This is a genomic window from Mycobacterium sp. NGS66, from assembly GCF_059812225.1.
Map to the genome: position 1 here is coordinate 12,172 of NZ_JCALCG010000002.1, position 24,276 is coordinate 36,447.

The following is a 24,276-nucleotide window of genomic DNA, read 5'->3' on the forward strand; positions in this document are numbered from 1 at the left end:
AACCCCATTCGGCGGAAGGTTAGAGCACGCCGTTCTGCCGTGTGCCGTTGGGCAAGGACAAAAAGAAACTAAGCCGGCGAGAAAGGTTTACACGGCAAAGTGAGTTATGAGGCCAGTCGACTTACGGATCTGTCGAGCACTTGCTGGCGCGGATTTTGGCGCCGCTACCGCTTCGGGCAAGCGCATCGTTGACGGCTTCCTGGGCGGTGGTTCCCTCGCCGCCGTGCACAGCCTTTCCGTCGTCGGTCAAGGCAACACAGTTCGCCGATGAGGCGAGAATTTTGCAGTCGCTGCCCTTGGCAGAACAATTCTTAAGGGCGTCTTGCTCGGCTTCGGCCTTCGACTCCGGGCCATAGGAGGTATACGAGTAATCCGCTTGCGCCGAGTAGGCGATCGCGGCCCAGTTGCCGGCGGCATTTGCCGGGCAGGCCAGGCCCACACTCAGCCCTGCTCCGACCGCGGCGGCCAGAACGAATCGATTCATTGGAGGCCCCTTTCAGCCCTGTTGTCTTCGATGTGTCGCTTTCGATCCCCGAAGTGTTACGTCGGCACCATATCTCCGCGACAACTAATCAGCGACCGGTTTTGCAAAAATCGTCGTTGAACGCCTCGCTGCTTGCCAATGTCTCCCGTTCGGTTTTTACAAACGCTGTTGTACACGGTGAGGTTTACGAACCCGGGCGTATTACTACACATAATGGTCATATTGGCGTAACGCATTATGTTCACTGCCGTGGTATCTCGGGCTTGAAGAAAGTCCCCCACGAGAAGTCAAGTGCAGCAAGAGTTCCGGGTGTCACCGCTGCGACTGGCATTACGGCCGCAATGGCCATAACGCGCGAGAGTTCCCGACGGTATACCGTGACTGGCCATGCCCACCCAGATCGTGGTCGCGGGCGCGGTCATCTGTGATTCGGCGGTCCTGGTGGCCCAACGAGTCCGGCCGCCGGAGTTGGCCGGTCGTTGGGAACTCCCGGGCGGAAAGGTCGCCCCCGGCGAATCCGAGCGCGACGCGTTGGCCCGTGAGCTTTCCGAGGAGTTGGGTGTCGAAGTTGGCGACGTCGCGGTGGGCGGTCGCCTGGGCGACGACATCGCGCTCGACGCCACGACCACCTTGCGCGCGTACGCGGTACGTCTGGTTCGCGGGGAACCGCATCCGCATGATCATCGGGCGCTGCGCTGGGTGACCGCGGCCGAGCTGCACGATGTCGATTGGGTCCCCGCCGACCGGGGCTGGCTGGCAGATTTAGCTCGAGCCCTTTGAGGAACCTCGAAGAAGCCTGACAGCTTCTCCGCAGGCGGTCCACAGCCTGAATGCAGCTTCCGGGTGGCAGACTGGAACAGTACGCCATACAAACACTTGACCTGGATTTGGATTACCGGCTGTGATCCCGACGGTTGCCTCCAGCGGCGTCTGCGACGCCGCAATTTGGCGTCTCTCCACGCAGAGCCATCCGGCCGCGCTGGATGTGCGGGCTGCCAAGTCGAGCCCGCCCGGTCGTCCGCCGGAACCAGGCACTGAGGACGCGTTGACGAGTAGGGGGGCTATCAGTTGACAGTCACACCTCACATCGGCGGAGCGATCGAAGAGCTGCTGGAGCGCAGCGGGCAGTTCTTCACGCCTGGTGAGATCTCGTCCGACCTGCGCACGGTCACCAGGCAGGGGGGCCGCGAAGGCGACGTGTTCTACCGGGACCGGTGGAGCCACGACAAGGTGGTCCGTTCCACGCACGGCGTCAACTGCACCGGGTCGTGCTCGTGGAAGATCTACGTCAAAGACGGGATCATCACTTGGGAAACCCAGCAGACCGACTATCCATCGGTGGGTCCGGACCGGCCGGAATACGAGCCGCGCGGCTGTCCCCGCGGCGCCTCGTTCTCCTGGTATAGCTACTCACCCACTCGGGTCCGCTATCCCTATGCCAGGGGAGTGCTGGTCGAGATGTTCCGCGAGGCCAAGGCCCGCCTCGGTGACCCCGTCCTGGCGTGGGCCGATATCCAGTCCGACCCCGTTCGCCGCCGTCGCTATCAGCAGGCGCGCGGTAAGGGCGGCCTGGTCCGGGTGACCTGGGCGGAAGCCAGCGAGATGATCGCCGCGGCCCACGTGCACACCATCAAGACATACGGCCCGGACCGGGTGGCCGGTTTCACCCCGATTCCGGCGATGTCGATGGTCAGCCACGCCGCCGGATCCCGGTTCGTTTCATTGCTCGGCGGCGTGATGACGTCGTTCTACGACTGGTACGCCGACCTGCCGGTGGCGTCGCCACAGGTCTTCGGCGACCAGACCGATGTGCCCGAATCCGGCGACTGGTGGGACGCATCGTATTTGGTGATGTGGGGCTCCAACGTCCCGATCACCCGCACGCCCGACGCGCACTGGATGGCAGAAGCCCGTTATCGCGGCACCAAAGTCGTTGTCGTCAGCCCGGATTACGCCGACAACACCAAGTTCGCCGACGAGTGGATGCGGTGTGCCGCCGGCACCGACGCCGCGTTGGCGATGGCCATGGGGCATGTGATCCTCTCGGAATGCTATGTGCGTAACCAGGTCCCGTTCTTCGTCGACTACGTCCGCCGCTACACCGATCTGCCGTTCCTGATCAAGCTGGAACAGCGCGGCTCAGGGGTCACGGCGTTGGTGCCGGGAAAGTTCTTGACAGCGGCTGACATTGGCGAGGAGGTCGACAACGCCGCCTTCAAACCCGCACTGCTCGACGAGGTCACCGACAAGGTCGTCATACCGCACGGCTCCCTGGGATTCCGCTACGGCGAAGACGGGGTGGGCAAGTGGAACCTGGACCTGGGCGCGATTGTTCCGGCCCTCAGTGTCCAGAGCGCCGGCGAAGCCAAAGTCGTTGAGCTGCCCAGCTTTGACACCATCGACGGCCACGGTGAAAGTGTGCGGCGCGGCGTGCCGGTGCGCCGGGTCGGCGAGCACCTGGTGTGCACGGTGTTCGACCTGATGCTGGCCCATTACGGGGTGCGGCGCGAGGGCCTGCCCGGCGAATGGCCGACAGGCTACGACGATGCCAGCCAGCAGAACACCCCGGCCTGGCAGGAATCGATCACCGGAGTGCCTGCGACCCAAGCCATCCGCATCGCCAAGGAATTCGCCCGCAACGCAGAGGAATCCGGCGGCCGATCCATGGTCATCATGGGCGGCGGCATCTGCCACTGGTTCCACAGCGACGTGATGTACCGCTCGGTGCTGGCGCTGCTGCTGTTGACCGGATCGATGGGACGCAATGGCGGCGGCTGGGCGCACTATGTCGGCCAGGAGAAGGTGCGCCCGCTCAGCGGGTGGCAGACGATGGCAAACGCCAGCGACTGGTCACGTCCGCCCAGGCAGGTACCCGGCGCGTCGTACTGGTACGTCCACACCGACCAGTGGCGCTACGACTCCTACGGCGCCGCCAAGCTGAGCAGCCCGTTGGGCCGCGGCAGGTTCGACCAACGACACACGATCGACCTGCTGGCCTCGTCGACGGCGATGGGCTGGAGCCCGTTCTATCCGCAGTTCGACCGGTCCAGCCTCGACGTGGCCGACGAGGCGACGGAGGCGGGCCGTGACGCCGGCGAATACGTCGCCGAACAACTCGCCCAGCGCAAGCTGAAGCTCGCCATCACCGAACCGGACAACCCGGCCAACTGGCCACGGGTGCTCAGTGTTTGGCGGTCCAACCTGATCGGCTCGTCCGGCAAGGGCGGCGAGTTCTTCCTCAAGCATCTGCTCGGCACCGATTCCAACAGCCAGGCCAAACCCCGGGACAGCGGCGTGCTACCCACCGACGTGGCCCGCGATGGCGAGATTCCCGAAGGCAAACTCGACTTGCTGATGTCGATCGACTTTCGGATGACGTCGACGACGCTGGTGTCCGACGTGGTGCTGCCGGCGGCAACCTGGTACGAGAAGGAGGACCTGTCCAGCACCGACATGCACCCGTACGTGCACGCGTTCAGCCCCGCGATCGACCCGCCGTGGGAAACCCGCACGGACTTCGAGGCATTCGGCACCATTGCCCGGGCTTTCAGTGCGATGGCCCGCCGTCATCTGGGCACTCGCAACGACGTGGTGCTGACCGCGTTGCAGCATGACACCGCCGACGCGATGGCCTATCCCGATGGCACCGAACGTGATTGGTTGCATAGCGACGAGACGCCGGTGCCGGGCCGGACGATGAGCAAGGTCACCGTCGTGGAGCGCGACTACGCGGCGATCTACGACAAGTGGGTGACCCTGGGACCGCTGGTCGACCGGTTCGGGATCACCGTGAAGGGTGTCACCGTTCATCCGCTGCGTGAGGTCAGCGAGCTGGCCGCCAAGTTCGGCGTGATGAATTCCGGTGCCGCCGCGGGCCGTCCGGCGATCACCTCCGCCGCGCGGATGGCCGACGTCATCCTTGCGCTGTCCGGAACGTGCAACGGCCGGCTTGCTGTCGAGGGTTTTCTCGAGCTGGAGAAGCGCACCGGCCAGCGGCTTGCGCATCTGGCCGAGGGCAACGAGGAAAAGCGCATCACCTACGCCGACACCCAAGCGCGCCCAGTCACGGTTGTCACCAGCCCAGAATGGTCGGGCAGCGAAACCGGTGGCCGTCGCTACGCCCCGTTCACCATCAACATCGAGCACCTCAAGCCGTTCCACACCCTGACCGGGCGCATGCACTTCTATCTCGCCCACGACTGGATCGAGGAGATCGGCGAGCAGTTGCCGGTGTACCGGCCGCCGCTGGACATGGCGCGGCTGTTCGATCAGCCGGAGTTGGGGCCCACCGAAGACGGAATCGGGCTCACCGTGCGGTATTTGACGCCGCACTCGAAGTGGTCGTTCCACTCCACCTACCAGGACAACCTGTATATGTTGTCGCTGTCTCGCGGCGGGCCCACCATGTGGATGAGCCCGGGCGATGCGGCGAAAATCAATGTGCGAGACAATGATTGGGTCGAAGCGGTCAACGCGAACGGGATCTATGTGGGTCGGGCGATCGTCTCGCACCGGATGCCCGACGGCGTGGTGTTCGTCTACCACGTGCAGGAACGCACGGTGGACACGCCCCGCACCGAGACCAACAACAAGCGCGGCGGCAACCACAACGCGCTGACCCGGGTGCGAATCAAGCCCAGCCACTTGGCCGGTGGCTACGGGCAGCACTCGTTCGGCTTCAACTACCTGGGCCCCACCGGCAATCAGCGCGACGAGGTAACCGTGGTACGCCGTCGCAGCCAGGAAGTGCGGTACTGACCTATGAAAGTAATGGCGCAGATGGCGATGGTGATGAACCTCGACAAATGCATTGGGTGCCATACCTGTTCGGTGACCTGCAAGCAGGCTTGGACTAATCGTTCGGGAACCGAGTACGTTTGGTTCAACAACGTCGAAACCCGCCCGGGCGTGGGCTATCCGAGCACGTACGAGGATCAGGAACGCTGGCGTGGGGGCTGGATCCGGGACAAGAAAGGCCGGCTGCGGCTACGCGACGGCGGCCGATTCGAAAAGCTGCTGCGGATTTTCGCCAATCCCCGGTTGCCAACCATGAGCGACTACTACGAGCCGTGGACCTACGACTACGAAAACCTGACGCAGGCTCCCGCGGGTGACACGTTTCCCACCGCGGCGCCGCGTAGCCAGCTCAGCGGTGAGCCGATGAAGGTGTCGTGGGGTCCCAACTGGGACGACAACCTGGCCGGCTCAACGGAAATCGTGCCGCACGACCCGATCCTGAAGAAGGTCAGCGAAGAGGTGAAGCTCAAGCTCGAAGAGACCTTCATGTTCTACCTGCCGCGCATCTGCGAGCACTGCCTCAACCCGTCGTGCGTCGCGTCGTGCCCCTCGGGCGCCATGTACAAGCGCACCGAGGACGGGATTGTGCTCGTCGACCAGGACCGATGCCGCGGCTGGCGCATGTGCGTGTCCGGATGTCCTTACAAGAAAGTGTATTTCAATCACCAGACCGGCAAGGCCGAGAAGTGCACCCTGTGCTACCCGCGGATCGAGGTCGGCCTGCCCACGGTGTGTTCGGAAACGTGTGTGGGCCGGCTGCGCTACCTCGGCCTGGTGCTCTATGACGTCGACCGGGTGCTGGAGGCGGCGACGGTGGAGAAGGACACCGACCTCTACGAGGCGCAACGTCAGATCCTGCTGGACCCGCACGATCCCGCGGTGATCGCCGGCGCACGGGCGGAGGGCATTTCCGACGAGTGGATCGAGGCCGCCCAGCGCTCACCGGTTTACGCGTTGATCAACACCTACCGGGTGGCGCTGCCGCTGCACCCCGAATACCGCACCATGCCGATGGTCTGGTACATCCCGCCGTTGTCACCGGTGGTCGACGCGATCAGCCACGACGGTCACGACGGGGAGGACCTGGGCAACCTCTTCGGAGCCCTGGATGCGCTGCGTATTCCGATCCAGTATCTGGCCGAGCTGTTCACCGCCGGCGACACCGAAGTCGTCGGAAATGTGCTGCGTCGGCTGGCGGCCATGCGGTCCTACATGCGCGATATCAACCTGGGCCGCGAAACCCAACCGCACATCCCGCAGTCCGTCGGCATGACCGAAGAGCAGATGTACAACATGTACCGATTGCTGGCGGTCGCGAAATACGAAGAGCGATACGTGATTCCGACTGCATACGTGGCGGATGTACCCGCGGCGGCCATGGCGGAGGAGGTGGGCTGCTCGTTGTCGTTCGAGGGTGGGCCGGGCATGTATGAGTCCGGGCCGTTCGGCGAGGGCAGCGGCTTTCCGGTTCCGGTTGCCGTGGAGACCTTCCACGCCCTGCAACAACGCCAGCACGGTGAGCCGGCGGCCGCCGGCAAGGGTGGCGGCGGTCGCTCCCGGGTCAACCTGCTCACATGGGACGGCCACGGCACACCCGCAGGTCTGTTTCCGGAGTCCAGGCAATGAGGCTGCTCTCGGCGGTACTGGACCGTTCGGGCGGCCGGGCGGTGCAGGACCGACTGGTTTGGCAGGCCGCCTCGCTACTGCTGGCCTACCCGGATGACGGTCAGTCCGAGCGGCTGGACATCGTCGATGAGCTGCTCGGTCACATCGTGGGTCCTGCGGCGGTGCTGCTACGAAAGACGCTGGCGGAGTTGCGGACTCGCGACCTGATGACCGCCGCGGCCGATTACGTCGAGACCTTCGACATGCGGCGGCGAGCGACCATGTATCTGACGTACTGGACGGCCGGGGACACCCGCAACCGGGGCCGGGAGATGCTGGTTTTCGCCTCCGCCTACCGCGACGCAGGCGTGGCGCCGCCGCGCGCCGAGGCTCCGGACCACTTTCCCGTCGTGCTGGAATTCGCCGCCACCGTCGACCCTGAGGCGGGGCGCCGGCTGCTGATCGAGCATCGGGTTCCGATCGACGTGCTGCATCAAGCGCTGGTCGACGCTAAGTCCGTGTACCAGCACGCCGTTGCGGCGGTCTGCGAGACGCTGCCGACCGCAACGGATCAGGACGTGCGCCGCGCCCAGCGCCTGGCGCACGCCGGCCCACCCGCGGAAGCCGTTGGGCTGCAGCCGTTTACCCTCACCGTCCCGCCCAGGCGCAGCGGAGGCGATTGACGTGGCCCAGGTTCACATGAAGCTGCTCGAAATCTTCTGGGACGACGTGCCCTACGTCGTGATGGCGATCGCGACCGTCGGCGCTTGGTGGCGGTATCGCTACGACAAGTTCGGCTGGACCACCCGTTCGTCGCAGATCTACGAGTCGAAATTGCTGTCGATCGCCAATCCGCTGTTCCATTTCGGCAGCCTGGCGGTCATCATGGGCCACGTCATGGGTCTGTTCGTGCCCGAATGGTTCACTCGCAAAATAGGTTTGAGCGATCACCTGTATCACCTGCAGGCGCTGCTGCTCGGCATTCCCGCCGGTGCGGCCACGCTGCTCGGCATCGGTTTGTTGATCTATCGGAGACGCACCCGCGGACCGGTGTACCTGGCCACCACCCGCAACGACAAACTGATGTACCTGGTGTTGACGTGCGCGTTGGTCGCGGGCATGTGCTGCACGCTGGCGGGCGCGACGCACTTCGGCGAGCTGCACGACTACCGGCAGAAGGTGTCGGTGTGGTTCCGGTCGATCTGGATCCTCGATCCGCGTGGGGATCTGATGGCGCATGCGGCGTTCTACTACCAAATACATGTGGTGATCGCGCTGGCGCTGTTCGCGCTGTGGCCCTTCACTCGCTTGGTGCATGCGTTCAGCGCGCCGATCGGCTATCTGTTCCGGCCTTACATCGTGTACCGCAGTCGCGATGTCGCGGGAAAGCAGTTGGTGGGTTCAGCGCCGCGCCGTCGAGGTTGGTGAATGCCCCGGCGCGATTCACGAGTTGCGCCGAGATCGACGCTAGCGCGGAAAACTTCGAGTAGGTGTCGCGCCCGCGTCGATCTCGAGGCAACCGGCGTGGGCGCCAGTCATGCCGCCGCTCAGGTCGGCGGGGTGCCGCCGCAGCCGCGCCAGACAAAGGCGGCGGTGCGTACGGGCCAGTCGTCGGGCGGGGTGATTCCGGCAAGCTGATACGCGTACCACGATCCGGTGAGGCTGGCGCCGGCCTGCTCGATATCGGCGTCGGCGGGTAGTTGCCCGCGGTCGATGCCCGCCTGCAACAGCGCCTGAAAGCGGGCGCGCCGAGGTGCGACGATCTGCTCGAGGTAGGCGCGACGGACTTGAGGTTCCGCGGCGTCGGCCAGGATGGCCCCGGCCAGCGGCAACGATCCGGCTTCGGTGATGCGCTGCCGAAAATGCTCGAGCTCGGCGACGAGATCGGTGAACGGGTCTCCCGTCACCGCAGGCCGGTCGGCCTGGGCGAGCCGCGCAACGGCCGCGACGGCGAGGGCGGTCTTGGTCGGCCAGCGACGGTAGATCGCGGTGCGAGTGGTGCCGGCGCTGGCGGCGACCTTCGTCATCGACAGGCCGGTCAGCCCGTCGCGCGCCAGCGCTTCCAGCGCCGCCCGCAGAACGGCTTCGTCGATCGCCTGGTCGCGAGGACGGCCGCCGGACACCGGATTGGCCATGCCATTAAGTTACAAGACAGCACCGTATTGCAATAGGCCGAATTCCCGGCTAACGTGGGTTCCGTTACAAATCTGTAGCGTAACTCTAGGAGCAGAAATGGCTGGTCCAGGCGCCCACGACGCGACCGCTGTGCAGACGGTGACGATTGTCGGAGCTGGGCCCGTCGGCTCCGCACTCGGGGCGAATCTTCTAGGCCACGGCCATCGCGTGCGGTTTGCGGTGCGCAACAAGGCCGTTGACGTCCCGACGGATGCCACCACCGTCGACATCGACGGCTGCGCGACAGGCAGCGACATCACTATCCTCGCGGTGCCGTTCCCGGCGGTCGCCGACGTGGTGCCGCGCCTTGGCCTGAGCGATGGCGATGTGTTGATCGACGCGACCAATCCATTCGGCGAGCCCGTTCCCGACGGTTATTCCAGCGGCACCGCCTACGTGCAGAGCCTGGCCAGCCCCGGAGTCCAGGTCGCGAAGGCTTTCGGCGTGCTGGGCGTCGAGCACATGGCCGATCCGGCGCTACCGGGCGGGTTCACGCCGGTGCTACCGGTGGCCGCCGACGACGACGCCGTGCGCGATCGGGTGGTCCGGCTGGCCCGCGAGATGGGTTTCGATGCAGTGGCGGTCGGCGGCCTCGACAATGCCGCCCTGCTCGAGCACGCCGCACTGTACTGGGGTCTGCTTGCCTACACCGGCGGCCTGGGCCGAGGCTTCGTCCTGGTCGCCCACCATCGCGGCTGACACGCATTTCGCCGAACGTGCTCTGACGGCGAAAATTTGGCGATTTTTTCGCCGTAGTTGCACACTCGGCGCAGCGGGGTTTGCAGCCGTGAGCGCAACCCCGTCGGCCAACGCCCAGCAGCAAGTTCGCTATCCGCCGTCGTCGCTGCCACAATCACCGACGTGCCATTCCGTAATGTCGCCATCGTCGCGCACGTCGACCATGGCAAGACCACGCTGGTCGACGCGATGTTGCGGCAATCCGGCGCGCTGCACGAACGCGGCGAGGTCCTCAAGGAACGCGTGATGGACACCGGCGACCTGGAACGTGAGAAGGGCATCACGATCCTGGCCAAGAACACCGCAGTACACCGCCACCACGAAGACGGCACGGTGACAGTAATAAATGTCATCGACACCCCCGGCCACGCCGATTTCGGCGGCGAAGTGGAGCGCGGCCTATCCATGGTGGACGGAGTGCTGCTGCTGGTCGACGCGTCCGAGGGGCCCCTGCCGCAGACGCGGTTCGTGCTGCGCAAGGCCCTGGCCGCGCACCTGCCGGTGATCCTCGTCGTCAACAAGACCGACCGGCCCGACGCGCGGATCGCCGAGGTGGTCGACGCCAGCCACGACCTGCTGCTCGACGTCGCCTCCGATCTCGACGACGAGGCGGCAAAAGCCGCAGAACACGCGCTGGGGCTGCCGACGCTCTACGCGTCCGGCCGCGCCGGCGTGGCCAGCACCACGCAACCGGCAGACGGCCAGGTTCCCGACGGCACCAACCTGGACCCGCTGTTCGACGTCCTGCTGGACCACGTGCCCCCGCCGAAAGGCGACCCCGGGGCACCGCTGCAGGCCCTGGTCACCAACCTGGACGCCTCGCCGTTTCTGGGCCGGCTCGCCCTGGTCCGCATCTACAACGGCAAGCTGCGCAAGGGCCAGCAGGTGGCGTGGATGCGCGAAGTGGACGGGCTGCCCGTCATCACCAGCGCCAAGATCACCGAGCTACTCGCCACCGAGGGCGTCGAGCGCAGCGCCACCGACGAAGCCGTCGCCGGGGACATCGTGGCCGTCGCCGGCCTGCCCGACATCATGATCGGCGACACGCTGGCCGATCCCGACCACGCCCACGCCCTGCCACGCATCACCGTCGACGAGCCGGCCATCTCGGTGACCATCGGCACCAACACCTCGCCCCTGGCCGGCAAGGTTTCCGGGCACAAGTTGACCGCCCGCATGGTCCGCAGCCGCCTGGACACCGAGTTGGTGGGCAACGTGTCGATCCGGGTCGTCGACATCGGCCGGCCCGACGCGTGGGAGGTCCAAGGCCGCGGCGAACTCGCGCTGGCGGTTCTGGTCGAGACCATGCGCCGGGAGGGTTTCGAGCTCACCGTCGGCAAGCCGCAAGTCGTTACGAAGACAATCGACGGCCAGCTGCACGAGCCGTTCGAGGCCATGACGATCGACTGCCCCGAGGAATTCGTCGGCGCCATCACCCAATTGATGGCCGGCCGCAAAGGCCGCATGGAAGAGATGAAGAACCACGCCGCCGGGTGGGTCCGAATGGATTTCATCGTGCCCAGCCGCGGCCTGATCGGCTTTCGCACCGACTTCCTCACCCTGACTCGCGGCACCGGCATCGCCAACGCCGTGTTCGACGGCTACCGGCCGTGGGCGGGCGAGATCCGCGCCCGCCACACCGGATCGCTGGTGTCCGACCGGTCCGGCACCATCACGCCGTTCGCGCTGCTGCAACTCGCCGACCGCGGCCAGTTCTTCGTCGAACCCGGTCAGGACACCTACGAGGGCATGGTCGTCGGAATCAACCCGCGCCCAGAAGATCTCGACGTCAACGTCACCCGCGAGAAGAAGCTCACCAACATGCGGTCGTCGACCGCGGACGTCATCGAGACGCTGGCCAAGCCGCTCGAACTGGACCTGGAGCGGGCCATGGAATTCTGCGCGCCCGACGAATGCGTCGAGGTGACCCCGGAGATCGTGCGGGTCCGCAAGGTCGAGCTGGACGCCACCGCCCGCGCCCGCAGCCGGGCGCGGGCCAAGGCCCGGGGTTAGCTGTGCGGCGCGTGGTCGGCCAGGCTCTTGGCCATTCGCTCGATACCCTGTTGGGCGTGCTGCACCGCGCTCGCCACCTCCTGGTGGTCGCCGGCGCGCTGGTCGCGATGGTGGGTCTGGGACTGGCGGCCTGCACCGTCAACCCGCCGCCCGCTCCGCAAAGTACCGATACGCCGCACAACTCGCCACCGCCGCCGCAGCGCCCGATTCAGATCATCATGGGCATCGACTCGATCGGCGCCGGGTTCAATCCGCATCTGCTGTCGGATCTTTCGCCGGTGAACGCGGCGATCAGCGCGCTGGTGTTGCCGAGCGCGTTCCGGCCGGTATCCGATCACACCACGCCGACGGGTTCGCGCTGGGAGATGGACCCGACGCTGCTGGTGTCCGCCGACGTGACCAACCAAAACCCGTTCACGGTGACCTACAAGATCCGGCCCGAGGCGCAATGGACGGATAACGCCCCGATCGGCGCAGACGACTTCTGGTACCTGTGGCGGCAGATGGTCAGCCAGCCCGGCGTCGTCGACCCGGCCGGCTATGACCTGATCACGGGTGTGCAGTCGCTCGAGGGTGGCAAACAGGCCGTCGTCACCTTCGCGCAGCCGTATCCGGCGTGGCGGGAATTGTTCAGCAACATCCTGCCCGCACATATCGTCAAGGACGTGCCCGGCGGTTTCGGCGCAGGCCTGGCCCGGTCTCTGCCCGTCACCGGCGGGCAGTTCCGGGTGGAGAACATCGACCCACAGCGCGACGAGATCCTGCTCGCCCGCAACGACCGCTACTGGGGCGCGCCGGCCACCCCCGCCCTCATCCTGTTCCGCCGCGCCGGGGCTCCGGCTGCGCTGGCCGACTCGGTGCGCAACGGCGACACTCAGGTAGCCCAAGTACACGGCGGCTCGACGGCATTCGCGCAGCTCTCCGCGATCCCCGACGTGCGCACCGCCCGGATAGTCACGCCGCGGGTCATGCAGCTCACGCTGCGCGCCAACAAGCCCAAGCTGGCCGATGGCCAGGTCCGCAAGGCGATTCTGGGATTGCTCGACGTCGACCTGCTGGCCGCGGTGGGCGCCGGCAGCGACAACACCGTCACCCTGGCGCAAGCCCAGATCCGGTCGCCGAGCGATCCCGGCTACGAACCGACGGCGCCGCCGGCGATGTCCAAACAGGCGGCGCTGGACCTGTTGACGGCCGCCGGCTACCAGGTCGAGAGCAACGCCTCGGCTACGCCCGCTCCGGGCACCCCGTCCGCAACACCGACCAGCACCGGCCCGCCGGAAGTCATCCACGGGCGGATCAGCAAGGACGGCCAACAGCTGACGCTGGTCATCGGCGTGGCGGCCAACGACCCGACTTCGGTGGCCGTCGCCAACACCGCCGCCGACCAGTTGCGCAGCGTCGGCATGGCCGCGAGCGTCATGGCGCTGGACCCCGTCACGCTCTACCGCGATGCGCTCAACGACAACCGGGTGGACGCCATCGTCGGTTGGCATCGAGCCGGCGGCAACCTGGCCACGGTGCTGGCCTCGCGCTACGGTTGCCCGGCGCTGCAAACCAGCCAATTGCCGGCACCCAACGCGCCGACCACGACACCCGCGGGTGCGACGCCGTCGGCCACGCCGCCCAGCACTCCCACGCCGGCGCCGACGAACCGCCCGCCGGACCCCGGAGCGCTGGTGCGGGCGCCGTCGAATCTCACCGGCATGTGCGACCGCAGCATCCAGGCCAACATCGACGCCGCTCTGAACGGCACGAAGAACATCAGCGACGTGATCACCGCGGTCGAGCCGCGACTGTGGAACATGTCGACGGTGCTGCCCATCCTGCAAGACACCACGATCGTCGCGGCCGGCCCGAGTGTGCAGCACGTCAGTCTGACCGGCGCGGTACCGGTTGGCATCGTCGGCGATGCCGGCCAATGGGTCAAGACCGGACCCTGACTTCAATCCTCCTGCGCGGCAGGCGTTTTCGGCGGGATCACGGTATCGACGATGAGCGCGATCTCTCGTCGGCTCGGCGGCTCGCCGGTGAGCAGGAAGTGCTGGTTGATCAGGGCGGGTCCCACCCGCCCGGTCATCGGTGTCAGGTTGGCCGGGTCGATGTCGCCGTCGCGGACAGCGGCTTGCAGGATCGACTCGACGATTTTCAGCCGTGGGGCGACAACGGCATCGGCGAAGATGGCGCGTAACTCGGGTTCGTGAATCAGCTGGGCGATAATGCCCAGGCCGGGAAACGCGGTCTTGCCGGCCAGGACATCGCGGTGCGCGGTGAACACCGTCAGCAGGTTCTCCCGCGCCGACCGCCCGGCGCGTGGCTCGGTCAACGGCGGCACCACGTGCAGCAGGGCCGCGTGCACCAGATCGTGCTTGCTGGTCCAGCGCCGGTACAACGCCGCCTTGCCCGTGTGGGCGCGCACCGCGATCCCTTCCATGGTCAACCTGCCGTATCCGACTTCGGCCAGCTCGGCCAAGGTTGCCTCGTAGAGCGCACGTTCGAGCACTTCGCCTCGTCGGCGGTTCCGACCGGCCTTTGGGTCGGTTCGGGTCACCTGCGCCATCCGACGATAGTAGCCGCTCGCGTTCCTCTTTGCTGCGGCCTCGATAAGAAACGCCGACGACTACTCAAGCTTCGGGCGGCGGTAGGGTGCCCCCATGCCTGAGACGCCGCGGCTGCTGTTCGTGCATGCCCACCCGGACGACGAGAGTCTCAGCACCGGGGCGACCATCGCGCATTACGCCTCCATCGGGGCCGACGTGCGCGTCGTCACCTGCACTCTCGGCGAGGAGGGCGAGGTCATCGGCGAGCGCTGGGCCGCATTGGCCGTCGATCACGCGGATCAACTGGGTGGTTACCGGATCGGCGAGCTCACCGAGGCATTGCGCGCGTTGGGGGTCGGCAGCCCGAGCTATCTCGGCGGGGCGGGTCGCTGGCGCGACTCGGGAATGCAGGGCACCCCGCGCCGGCGCTGGCAGCGGTTCATCGACGCCGACGAACGGGAGGCCGTGGGTGCGCTGGTCGCCATCATCCGCGAGCAGCGTCCGCATGTGGTCGTCACCTACGACCCCCGGGGCGGCTACGGCCACCCCGATCATGTCCACGCTCACACGGTCACCACCGCGGCCGTGGCCGCGGCCGGCACCGCCGACTGCTACCCGGGAAACCCATGGACCGTGCCCAAGTTCTATTGGACGGTCCTGTCCGAAGGCGCCATGGCCGAAGGCCGGCGGGCGCTGCGGCCCGACGACCTGCTGCCCGAGTGGACGGTCCCGTCGCCCGAGGAGTTCGACTTCGGCTACGCGGACGAGAACATCGACGCCGTCGTCGAGGCCGGTCCCGACGCGCACGCCGCCAAGATTGCGGCGTTGCGGGCGCACGAAACCCAAGTCACCGTCGGCCCCACTGGCCGGGTCTGCGCGTTGTCGAACAACATAGCGCTGCCGATTCTCGGGCAGGAGCACTATGTCCTGGCCGCCGGCTCCCCGGGCGAGCGCGACCGGCGCGGATGGGAGACAGATCTGCTGGCGGGACTGGGTTTCAATGACTACGGCACGCGGTAGGCTGCCAAACAGCCGTGTTGACAAGAATCAGAAGGATTTCTCATGGACCCCGACCTGGACCCCAATCTGCAGCACTGGCAAGACCGACTTGACAGCTTTCAATGGGTGATCGGTTCGATACTCTCGAACATCGACAGCGTCCCGACCTGACCGAAACGAAGCCACGCGCCGCGTCCGTCCAAGACAGCGGCGCGGCCGATCCAGCTATCCGCACAGTCGTGCTGGCCTTGTTGGCCGTGGATGGCATCTTGTCTGCACTGGCCGGGGCATTGCTGCTGCCCTCGTATGTCGGCTCTGTTCCCATTCCGATCAGCGGACTGATCAGCGGCCTGGTCAATGCCGCGCTGGTATGGGCCGCCGGGAGGTGGACCACGTCGGCGCGGGTGGCCGCGCTGCCGTTGTGGACGTGGCTGTCGACGGTCGCGCTGATGAGCCTGGGCGGGCCTGGCGACGACGTGATCCTGGGCGGCAGCGGGTTGCTGGCCTACGCGGCTCCGCTGCTGATTCTGCTGGGCGTCGTCCCCCCGGTGTGTGTGCTCTGGCGAACCACCCACCAGCACTGACAGCGCGGCAGCATGGTCGAGCGCGGGCCGGCCGCGTCCTGCCGCTACTGTTGCGGATGAAAATCGATCGCGGGGAAGTTAAACCAACGTGTCGTTGACTCCAGGCGAGGACCCCATCGTCCTGCCAAATCCCCTTGTTCCGGCCGGGGTCCCGGGCCGGGCCACTGCCTCGGCGCTGCGGCGGGTGCTGCGGCGCGCGCGAGACGGCGTCGCGTTGAACATCGACGAGGCGTCGGTCGCTATGACCGCCCGGGGTGACGACCTGGCGGATCTGTGCGCGAGCGCGGCCCGGGTGCGCGACGCCGGTCTCGAGGCGGCGGGCCGGCACGGACCCAGCGGCCGGTTGCCGATCACGTATTCCCGCAAGGTGTTCATCCCGGTAACGCATCTATGCCGAGACAACTGCCACTACTGCACCTTCGTCACGGTGCCGGGCAAGCTGCGGGCCCGGGGCGCTGGCATGTATCTAGAACCGGACCAGATCCTCGACATCGCCCGCCGCGGGGCCGAACTCGGTTGCAAGGAAGCACTATTCACGCTCGGCGATCGGCCCGAAGCGCGCTGGCCCGAGGCGCGGGATTGGCTGGCAGAACGCGGCTACGACTCCACCCTGTCCTATGTGCGGGCGATGGCGATCCGGGTGCTCGAAGAGACCGGTCTGTTGCCGCACTTGAACCCCGGCGTCATGAGCTGGACCGAGATGGCGCGGCTGAAACCCGTTGCGCCGTCGATGGGGATGATGCTGGAGACCACGTCGCGCCGGCTGTTCGAAACCAAGGGGCTGGCGCACTACGGCAGCCCGGACAAAGACCCCGCGGTTCGGCTGCGTGTCCTGACCGATGCCGGCCGGCTGTCCATTCCGTTCACTACCGGCTTGCTGGTCGGCATCGGCGAGACGCTGAGCGAACGCGCCGAAACCCTGCACGCAATCCGCAAGTCGCACAAGGAGTTCGGGCACATCCAAGAGGTCATCGTGCAGAACTTCCGGGCCAAGGAACACACCGCGATGGCCGCGGTGCCCGACGCCGGAATCGAGGACTACCTGGCGACGGTTGCCGTCGCGCGGCTGGTGCTCGGCCCCGGCATGCGCATTCAGGCGCCGCCGAATCTGGTGTCGCGCGACGAGTGTCTGGCCCTGGTGCGCGCCGGCGTCGATGACTGGGGCGGCGTCTCGCCGCTGACGCCCGACCACGTGAACCCGGAACGGCCGTGGCCGGCCTTGGACGAACTGGCCGCGGTCACCGCGGACGCCGGCTACGAATTGGTGCAGCGATTGACGGCCCAGCCGAAATACGTCCAGGCGGGTGCCGCGTGGATCGACCCGCGGGTGCGCGGACATGTTGTGGCGCTGGCGGACCCGGCGACCGGCCTGGCTCGGGACGTCAACCCGGTAGGCCGGCCCTGGCAGGAACCCGACGACGTGGAGTCCTCGGGCCGCATCGACCTCAACGCCGCCATCGACACCGAGGGCCGCAACGCCGACACGCGCAGCGACCTCGACAGTGCCTTCGGAGACTGGGAATCGGTCCGGACGCAGGTACACGAGCTGGCTGCTCGCGCTCCCGAGCGCGTCGACTCCGATGTGCTCGCGGCGTTGCGGTCGGCGGAACGCGACCCGGCCGGCTGCACCGACGACGAGTATCTCGCGCTGGCGACCGCCGACGGTCCGGCGCTGGAAGCCGTTGCCGCGCTGGCTGATTCGCTGCGCCGCGACGTGGTCGGCGACGAGGTGACCTTCGTGGTCAACCGCAACATCAACTTCACCAACATCTGCTATACCGGCTGCCGATTCTGCGCATTCGCTCAACGCAAGGGTGACGCCGACGCGTATTCGCTGTCGACCGACGAGGTCGCCGACCGCGCTTGGGAGGCGCACGTCGCCGGGGCCACCGAGGTGTGCATGCAGGGCGGAATCGACCCGGAGCTCCCGGTCACCGGCTACGCCGAGCTGGTGCGCGCGGTCAAGGCCCGGGTCCCATCGATGCACGTGCACGCGTTCTCGCCGATGGAGATCGCCAACGGAGTTACCAAGAGCGGCATGAGCATTCGCGAGTGGCTGATCAGCCTGCGCGAGGCCGGGCTGGACACCATCCCCGGCACGGCCGCCGAAATCCTGGACGACGAGGTGCGCTGGGTGCTCACCAAGGGCAAGTTGCCGACGTCGATGTGGATCGAAATCGTCACCACGGCACACGAAGTGGGGCTGCGGTCGTCGTCGACGATGATGTACGGACACGTCGATAGTCCCCGGCACTGGGTGGCGCACCTGAATGTGCTGCGCGGCATCCAGGACCGCACCGGTGGCTTCACCGAATTCGTTCCGCTGCCGTTCGTACACCAGAATTCGCCGTTGTATCTGGCCGGAGCGTCGCGGCCCGGTCCCACGCACCGGGACAACCGCGCGGTGCATGCGTTGGCGCGGATCATGTTGCACGGCCGCATCTCTCATATCCAGACAAGTTGGGTGAAGCTCGGCGAGCGGCGCACGCAGGTCATGCTCAACGGCGGCGCGAACGACCTGGGCGGCACGCTGATGGAGGAAACCATCTCGCGGATGGCCGGCTCAGAACACGGCTCGGCCAAGACCGTCGCCGAGCTGGTCGCGATCGCGGAGGGCATCGGCCGTCCCGCCCGTCAGCGGACCACCACGTACGCCCCGCTGGCGGCGTAACCGTTCAGGCCCCGCGAGGGTGCGTGGTTGTACGCCGACACGCCGGTAGGCGTGGCATTTTGCGCACGCTCGCGACGCCAAGCGGGTATATGCAACCCGTGCGATATCGAATCGATGACGAGCGCTTCCCCGAATGGCAGCCATTCCTGGACGCGGTGCAGCAGCGGCGGCCCGACGTGGGCACGTGGTGTGAGGCATGGACGGTGCGTGACATCGTCATTCACCAGGCCGGTAACGCCGAGGAACTCGCCCGGGTGCTGGGCGCCCACCTGCACGGCGAACCCGTCGGCACCCGCAGCTTCGAAGAACGCGAGGCTCCGCTGCGCGCCATGAACGACACGGACCTCTGGGACGCGCTGCACGAACGGATGGCGGCACTGACCTTGGTCGCCGAGGCCGGCGACGACGTTCCAGCGGAGACCGACGTGGCCTGGACTGGACGCACGATGAAGGTGCCGTGGTTTGCCGAGCACATGCGCGAAGAGCTCGTGCTGCACGGGTGGGACATCACCGGCGACGACCCGCCGGCACAGGCGCGGCTGGCCGAGCCCTGGATGACGACGCACAGCGTGGTCGCGGTGGGCCGCCCGCTGCTGGCCAAGGGCGCGCCGCAACTGGACGAAAAAGTTGAGGCGAGGCTGCGGGTGCAGGGTAGCGACGATGTCGTGCTCAACGCCGACGGCGAGCAAACCAGCATCGAACTCAGCGAACCCGCAGGCCCGGCCACACTCGAAACCGACGCGGCGGCAAGGGTTTTGCTGCTGTGGGGGCGCCGACCCGCAGACCCGTCGCGGATCTGCAGCCGCGTCGGACCGGAAACCTTGGGCCGGGTGCGCCGCCTACTCAGCGGCTACTGATTGCTCAGTAGTTGTTGCAGACCGCCGCCACCCGGGTGACAGTTCCCATGTACCGCGGAGGCAGCTGCGACAAGATCTGCTGCCGCTCCGGCGAACCCGGAGGCGCGGCGAGGAAGTTGTTCAACGCGCCTTGCACGACAGCGCTTCTGTTGAACTGTGCGGCAGCCGCAGGGTCGGTCGCGTTGAGAGCTGCCATCACCTGCCCGTAGTTGCACGTCGTGTAGAGCGGGTCAGTCGGATCTGCCGAGGCAATTCCGGTCGCGGCGCCCAACGCGAACGCGATACCACCGAAACCGGCGGCCAGTTTGGTCAACGACAACCTCACCATTTGTGGACCTTTCCCAGATTATTCGTACCGTCGCGAGAGACGGCCACTAGAGCTGCCCAGCGGTCGCCGTCTTTCGTTGAGGGTACCAGCCCCCGCGGGCCAGCTTCCATCACGGACGTTATCGCAAAACCCGCTCGGCGTCTTACTTTTCGCAGGTCAGCGCCCTGAGTATGGCCTTGCTGTGAATCTGCCATGTAGACCGTTAGAGCCGCGCCGCCAGCTCGGTGCCCTGCTTGATGGCGCGCTTGGCGTCCAGCTCCGCGGCCACCGCCGCACCACCGATGAGGTGCGGGTGGAGGCCGTTGCGGCGCAATTCGCTGTCCAGGTCCCGCACCGGCTCCTGCCCGGCGCAGAGCACAACGTTGTCCACCCTTAGTAGCTGAGGCCGCCGGCGATCCGCGCCGAAGCTGATGTGCAGGCCGTCGTCGTCGATCCGCTCGTAGTTCACTCCACACAGCTGATGGACGCCCTTGGCGTGCAGCGCCGCCCGATGCACCCACCCGCTGGTCTTGCCCAGTCGCCTGCCTTGCGGACCCTTGGTGCGCTGCAGCAGATACACCTCACGGGCGGGCGGTGCGGGCCGGGGCGTGGTCAGGGCTCCGCGGGCTTCCCGCGGGTCGGCCACACCCCACTCGGCCCGCCAGTTCTTGAGGGCGCGCCAGTTCTCGAGGCTTTCCGCTGCTGAGGGCTCGGTGACCAGCAGTTCGCTGACGTCGAAGCCGATGCCGCCGGCCCCGACGACGGCCACGGTCTTTCCGACCGGTTTGGCGCCGGTGATGGCCTGGGCATAGGTCAGCACCTTCGGGTGGTCGATGCCCGGGATAGCGGGGATCCGCGGCGCCACGCCGGTGGCTAAGACGACGTCATCAAAGCCGGTCAACTCATGAGCCGTGGCGCGGGTGCCCAACCGGACCGTGACCCCGTGCTTGGCGAGCATCGTCGAGAAGTACCGGTTGGTCTCGCGGAATTCCTCCTTGCCCGGGATGCGGCGGGCCAGGTCGAACTGACCGCCGATGAAGTCGTTGGCCTCGAAGAGCGTCACGCGGTGGCCGCGCTGTGCGGCGCTGACGGCGGCCGCCAGCCCGGCCGGGCCGGCCCCGACGACGGCCACCGAGCGGGCGCGTCGCGTCGGAGACAACACCAACGTCGTCTCGTGACCGGCCCTCGGATTGAGCAGACACGACACCGCCTTCCTGGCGAAGGCGTGATCGAGGCAGGCCTGGTTGCACGCAATGCAGGTGTTGATCTCCTCAGCACGATCGGACTGCGCCTTGAGCACCCACTCGGGGTCGCTCAGCAGCGGCCTGGCCATCGAGATCAGTTGCACCCGGGTGTCGGTCAGGATCTGCTCGGCGGCCTGCGGCATGTTGATTCGATTGGAAGCCATCACCGGGACGCTGACCTGTTCGGCGACCGCGTCGCTGATGTCGACGAACGCGCTGTTGGGCACCGAGGTGACGATGGTTGGCACCCGCGCCTCGTGCCAGCCGAAGCCGGAGTTGATGACGGTGACGCCCGCAGACTCCAATTCGATTGCCAGCGAGACGATTTCGTCCCAACTCTGGCCGTCCTCGACGTAGTCGGCCATCGACATCCGGTAGCAGATGATGAAATCCGGCCCGACCGCCTCGCGGGTCCGGCGCACGATCTCGACCGGGAACCGGCGACGGTCGGCGGGCGTCGCGCCCCAGCGATCGGTGCGCTTGTTGGTGCGCGGCGCCAGGAACTGGTTGAGCAGATACCCTTCGCTGCCCATGATTTCTACCCCGTCGTAGCCCCCGTCGCGGGCCAGCTGCGCGCACCGAACGAAATCGGCGATGGTCGCCTCGACTCCCCGCGATGTCAGCGCTCGCGGCCGAAACGGGTTGATCGGCGCCTTGATCGACGATGCGCTTACCGAAAGCGGGTGGTACGCATAACGCCCGGCGTGCAGGATCTGCAGCAGTATCTTGGCGCCCGCGTCGTGGACCGCGCTGGTGATGCGGCGGTGCCGCCGGGCCTGCGTCGAGGAGACCATTTCCGACGCGAACGGCAGCAGCCAGCCGGTGCGGTTCGGGGCGTAGCCGCCGGTGATGATCAGCCCCACTCCGCCGCGGGCGCGTTCGGCGAAATATGCGGCCAACCGATCGATGTGCCCGGCGCGGTCTTCCAGTCCGGTGTGCATGGAACCCATCACCACCCGATTCCGCAAAGTGGTGAAGCCAAGGTCCAACGGGGACAACAGGTTTGGATAGTCGGTCATGGCGCGGCGGGACCTAGGTATGCGAAGAGCGGAAGATGCCGATCCCCGTCGAAAGTCAGCTCCCACTCGCCGACCCGGCGCCAGCCCAGGCATTCGTAAAAGCGAATCGCGGCCACACTGTCTTGCGCGACATCGAGCACCGGTCGTGCGCCGAGTTCATGCACATAGCGGGTCGCCGCGTTGGCCAACGCTTCGCCCAGGCGTTGCCGGCGGTAGGTCGGTGACACGATCAGCCGACTCAGCGCCACCAGTCGCTCCTGCCCGATGCCCGCGGCCCTGGTCCAGAGGTCGCTTGCCGGACCTTCGACAACCCGGTGCAGCGCCACGTGGCCTTGGATGCTCGACGCAGCGTCCCGCGCAACCCCCGCGGCAAGCTCGCGCTTCCCAACTAGCCACCTGATGGGATCTGACGGCCACAGCACCGGATACGCGTCCGCGACATGGACGGCGTGAAGAAGATCGACGCATGCTGGCAGATCTTCAGCCTGCCTTGGTTCGACCCGGAACGGGGGGCCTGTTTCCCCAGTGACCACCGGGTCAGTGTCACAGATCCGGGCGGTCGGTCAACACGTACGTACGGCTGGACACATTCGCGGGCGTGCCCAGTGGTAGGCGTGTATGTGCAACGTCTAGTATCAGTAACCGAACGCTCCGCCATCGGGGTCCAGGCGGCTCCAGGCGAGGCGAGCAGCAGCAGCCCACGTGGAACCAGTACATGGAGGACACCTTGAGGAGACGTCCGTGACGTACACGATCGCCCAGCCCTGCGTCGACATCAAGGACAAGGCGTGCATTGAGGAGTGCCCGGTCGACTGCATCTACGAGGGTGCCCGGATGCTGTACATCCACCCCGACGAATGCGTCGACTGCGGTGCCTGCGAACCGGTGTGCCCGGTCGAAGCGATCTATTACGAAGACGATGTGCCCGAACAGTGGAGCCAATACACGCAGATCAACGCCGACTTCTTCGTCGAGCTGGGATCACCGGGCGGTGCGGCCAAGGTGGGCATGACCGAGAACGACCCGCAAGAGGTCAAGGACCTGCCGCCGCAGGGCGAAGGCGACTGAGCGCGGCGGTGCGCCGAGAGCCTGCGACCCGCCGGCCTGCGGTGTCGGCGTCGCTGCCGGTGTTCCCCTGGGACACCCTGGTGGACGCGAAAGCGCTGGCCGCGGCCCACCCGGACGGCATCGTCGACCTCTCCGTCGGCACACCGGTCGACCCCGTCGCGCCGCTGATCCAAGCGGCGCTGACGGCCGCCGCCTCGGCGCCCGGGTACCCCGCCACCGCCGGCACCCCGCAGCTGCGCGAATCCGCCGTAGCCGCCCTGGCCCGCCGGTTCGGCATCACCGGGCTCACCGAGTCGGCGGTGCTGCCGGTGATAGGCACCAAAGAACTCATCGCCTGGTTGCCGACGCTGCTCGGTCTCGGCCCGGCCGACCTCGTCGTGGTACCTGAGCTGGCGTATCCGACCTACGACGTCGGCGCCCGGCTGGCCGCGGCGCAGGTGCTGCGTGCGGACTCGCTGACCCAGCTGGGGCCGCAATCTCCGGCGCTGATCTACATCAACTCGCCGAGCAACCCGACCGGGCGGGTACTGGGTGTCGATCACCTGCGCAAGGTCGTCGAGTTTGCCCGCGACCGAGGCACCGTGGTGGCGTCCGACGAGTGCTACCTGAGTCTGGGCTGGGACGTCGAACCTCCAGGACCGCTGTCCGTGCTGCACCCAGCCGTCTGCGATGGCGACCACACTGGCCTGCTGGCCGTGCACTCGCTGTCGAAGAGTTCGTCGTTGGCCGGATACCGGGCCGGCTTCGTGGCCGGAGACCCGGACATCGTCGCCGAGCTGCTGGCGGTGCGCAAACATGCCGGGATGATGGTGCCGACACCGGTGCAGGCCGCCATGGTGGCGGCTCTGGACGACGACGAGCACCAGAAGCTGCAGCTGGACCGTTACGCGCGCCGTCGCGCCGCCCTGCTTCCGGCGCTCCGCGCAGCGGGTTTCACCGTCGATCATTCCGAGGCCGGCCTCTATCTATGGGTCACCAGAGGCGAGCCGTGCCAGGACACCGTGATGTGGCTGGCCGCGCGCGGGATCCTGGTGGCGCCCGGTGATTTCTACGGTCCCGGCGGTGCACAGCACGTGCGTGTCGCGCTGACTGCCGCCGACGAACGCATCGCCGCGGCGGTCGACAGGCTCTAACAGGGCGCGACCACTGCGAGACGCCAGAATCGCAAAAAGCCCAGC

General features: G+C 66.9%; 20 protein-coding genes. 14 read left to right on the plus strand and 6 right to left on the minus strand.

Going from position 1 to position 24,276, the window contains the following annotated elements:
* Nucleotides 1-121: 121 nt before the first annotated feature.
* The gene (locus AC5Y2L_RS04615) at nt 122-484 is read right to left on the minus strand and encodes a DUF4189 domain-containing protein (RefSeq protein ID WP_499932965.1); all 363 of its coding nucleotides are present in this window, start codon (nt 482-484) and stop codon (nt 122-124) included.
* Nucleotides 485-871: 387 nt separating this feature from the next.
* Here AC5Y2L_RS04615 and AC5Y2L_RS04620 point away from each other — a divergent pair, with 387 nt between their 5' ends.
* The 5 genes from AC5Y2L_RS04620 (at nt 872) to narI (ending at nt 8,314) form a co-directional block, all read left to right on the plus strand.
* The gene (locus AC5Y2L_RS04620) at nt 872-1,264 is read left to right on the plus strand and encodes a (deoxy)nucleoside triphosphate pyrophosphohydrolase (RefSeq protein ID WP_499932964.1); all 393 of its coding nucleotides are present in this window, start codon (nt 872-874) and stop codon (nt 1,262-1,264) included.
* A 288-nt stretch (nt 1,265-1,552) separates the two neighbouring features.
* Nucleotides 1,553-5,242 carry a nitrate reductase subunit alpha gene (locus tag AC5Y2L_RS04625; RefSeq protein WP_499932963.1) on the plus strand — a complete coding sequence of 1,230 codons (3,690 nt, stop codon included), beginning with the start codon at nt 1,553-1,555 and terminating at the stop codon, nt 5,240-5,242.
* Nucleotides 5,243-5,245: 3 nt separating this feature from the next.
* A complete protein-coding gene (gene narH, locus AC5Y2L_RS04630; RefSeq protein ID WP_499932961.1) occupies nt 5,246-6,907 on the plus strand; it encodes a nitrate reductase subunit beta in 1,662 nt (553 codons plus the stop codon).
* Nucleotides 6,904-7,569, plus strand: coding sequence for a nitrate reductase molybdenum cofactor assembly chaperone (gene narJ / locus AC5Y2L_RS04635; RefSeq protein ID WP_499932959.1), 666 nt, complete (start codon nt 6,904-6,906; stop codon nt 7,567-7,569). The genes narH and narJ overlap by 4 nt, the downstream gene beginning before the upstream one ends.
* 16 nt (nt 7,570-7,585) lie before the next feature.
* Entirely contained in the window at nt 7,586-8,314 is a 729-nt protein-coding gene (narI, locus tag AC5Y2L_RS04640; RefSeq protein ID WP_499933217.1) for a respiratory nitrate reductase subunit gamma, read from the plus strand.
* Between the two features lie 119 nt (nt 8,315-8,433).
* Here narI and AC5Y2L_RS04645 read toward each other — a convergent pair whose 3' ends face one another.
* Entirely contained in the window at nt 8,434-9,021 is a 588-nt protein-coding gene (locus AC5Y2L_RS04645; protein ID WP_499932957.1) for a TetR/AcrR family transcriptional regulator, read from the minus strand.
* Nucleotides 9,022-9,118: 97 nt separating this feature from the next.
* Here AC5Y2L_RS04645 and AC5Y2L_RS04650 point away from each other — a divergent pair, with 97 nt between their 5' ends.
* The 3 genes from AC5Y2L_RS04650 (at nt 9,119) to AC5Y2L_RS04660 (ending at nt 13,752) form a co-directional block, all read left to right on the plus strand.
* The gene (locus AC5Y2L_RS04650) at nt 9,119-9,760 is read left to right on the plus strand and encodes an NADPH-dependent F420 reductase (protein ID WP_499932956.1); all 642 of its coding nucleotides are present in this window, start codon (nt 9,119-9,121) and stop codon (nt 9,758-9,760) included.
* A 162-nt stretch (nt 9,761-9,922) separates the two neighbouring features.
* Nucleotides 9,923-11,812: a translational GTPase TypA gene (gene typA, locus AC5Y2L_RS04655; RefSeq protein WP_499932954.1), complete on the plus strand. Its 1,890-nt coding sequence runs from the start codon at nt 9,923-9,925 to the stop codon at nt 11,810-11,812.
* A gap of 107 nt (nt 11,813-11,919) precedes the next feature.
* Complete coding sequence (locus tag AC5Y2L_RS04660; RefSeq protein ID WP_499933215.1) at nt 11,920-13,752, plus strand: ABC transporter family substrate-binding protein; 1,833 nt, start codon at nt 11,920-11,922, stop codon at nt 13,750-13,752.
* Between the two features lie 2 nt (nt 13,753-13,754).
* Here the strand turns inward: AC5Y2L_RS04660 and AC5Y2L_RS04665 are convergent, their stop codons facing one another.
* Nucleotides 13,755-14,369: a TetR/AcrR family transcriptional regulator gene (locus tag AC5Y2L_RS04665; RefSeq protein WP_499932953.1), complete on the minus strand. Its 615-nt coding sequence runs from the start codon at nt 14,367-14,369 to the stop codon at nt 13,755-13,757.
* A 94-nt stretch (nt 14,370-14,463) separates the two neighbouring features.
* On the opposite strand from AC5Y2L_RS04665, the gene mshB reads away from it, so the two are divergent.
* From mshB to AC5Y2L_RS04685, 4 genes are all read left to right on the plus strand, one after another.
* The gene (gene mshB / locus AC5Y2L_RS04670) at nt 14,464-15,369 is read left to right on the plus strand and encodes an N-acetyl-1-D-myo-inositol-2-amino-2-deoxy-alpha-D-glucopyranoside deacetylase (RefSeq protein ID WP_499932951.1); all 906 of its coding nucleotides are present in this window, start codon (nt 14,464-14,466) and stop codon (nt 15,367-15,369) included.
* A 101-nt stretch (nt 15,370-15,470) separates the two neighbouring features.
* The gene (locus AC5Y2L_RS04675; RefSeq protein WP_499932950.1) at nt 15,471-15,932 is read left to right on the plus strand and encodes a hypothetical protein; all 462 of its coding nucleotides are present in this window, start codon (nt 15,471-15,473) and stop codon (nt 15,930-15,932) included.
* Between the two features lie 88 nt (nt 15,933-16,020).
* A complete protein-coding gene (locus tag AC5Y2L_RS04680) occupies nt 16,021-18,603 on the plus strand; it encodes a bifunctional FO biosynthesis protein CofGH (protein WP_499932948.1) in 2,583 nt (860 codons plus the stop codon).
* 98 nt (nt 18,604-18,701) lie between these two features.
* Nucleotides 18,702-19,460 carry a maleylpyruvate isomerase N-terminal domain-containing protein gene (locus tag AC5Y2L_RS04685; RefSeq protein WP_499932947.1) on the plus strand — a complete coding sequence of 253 codons (759 nt, stop codon included), beginning with the start codon at nt 18,702-18,704 and terminating at the stop codon, nt 19,458-19,460.
* A gap of 4 nt (nt 19,461-19,464) precedes the next feature.
* On the opposite strand, the gene AC5Y2L_RS04690 is transcribed toward AC5Y2L_RS04685, so the two are convergent.
* From AC5Y2L_RS04690 to AC5Y2L_RS04700, 3 genes are all read right to left on the minus strand, one after another.
* A complete protein-coding gene (locus AC5Y2L_RS04690) occupies nt 19,465-19,785 on the minus strand; it encodes a hemophore-related protein (RefSeq protein ID WP_499933213.1) in 321 nt (106 codons plus the stop codon).
* Nucleotides 19,786-19,990: 205 nt separating this feature from the next.
* Nucleotides 19,991-22,030, minus strand: coding sequence for an FAD-dependent oxidoreductase (locus tag AC5Y2L_RS04695; protein ID WP_499932945.1), 2,040 nt, complete (start codon nt 22,028-22,030; stop codon nt 19,991-19,993).
* Nucleotides 22,027-22,356: a GNAT family N-acetyltransferase gene (locus AC5Y2L_RS04700; protein ID WP_499932944.1), complete on the minus strand. Its 330-nt coding sequence runs from the start codon at nt 22,354-22,356 to the stop codon at nt 22,027-22,029. Before AC5Y2L_RS04700 ends, AC5Y2L_RS04695 begins: the two co-directional genes overlap by 4 nt.
* 415 nt (nt 22,357-22,771) lie before the next feature.
* Between AC5Y2L_RS04700 and fdxA the strand changes: the two genes are divergently transcribed.
* On the plus strand, nt 22,772-23,098 hold the full coding sequence (gene fdxA, locus AC5Y2L_RS04705) for a ferredoxin (protein WP_067373695.1): 327 nt from the start codon (nt 22,772-22,774) through the stop codon (nt 23,096-23,098).
* A 41-nt stretch (nt 23,099-23,139) separates the two neighbouring features.
* Nucleotides 23,140-24,231 (plus strand): succinyldiaminopimelate transaminase, encoded by a 1,092-nt coding sequence (gene dapC, locus AC5Y2L_RS04710; RefSeq protein ID WP_499933212.1) that lies wholly within the window; start codon nt 23,140-23,142, stop codon nt 24,229-24,231.
* The last annotated feature ends 45 nt before the right edge of the window (nt 24,232-24,276 follow it).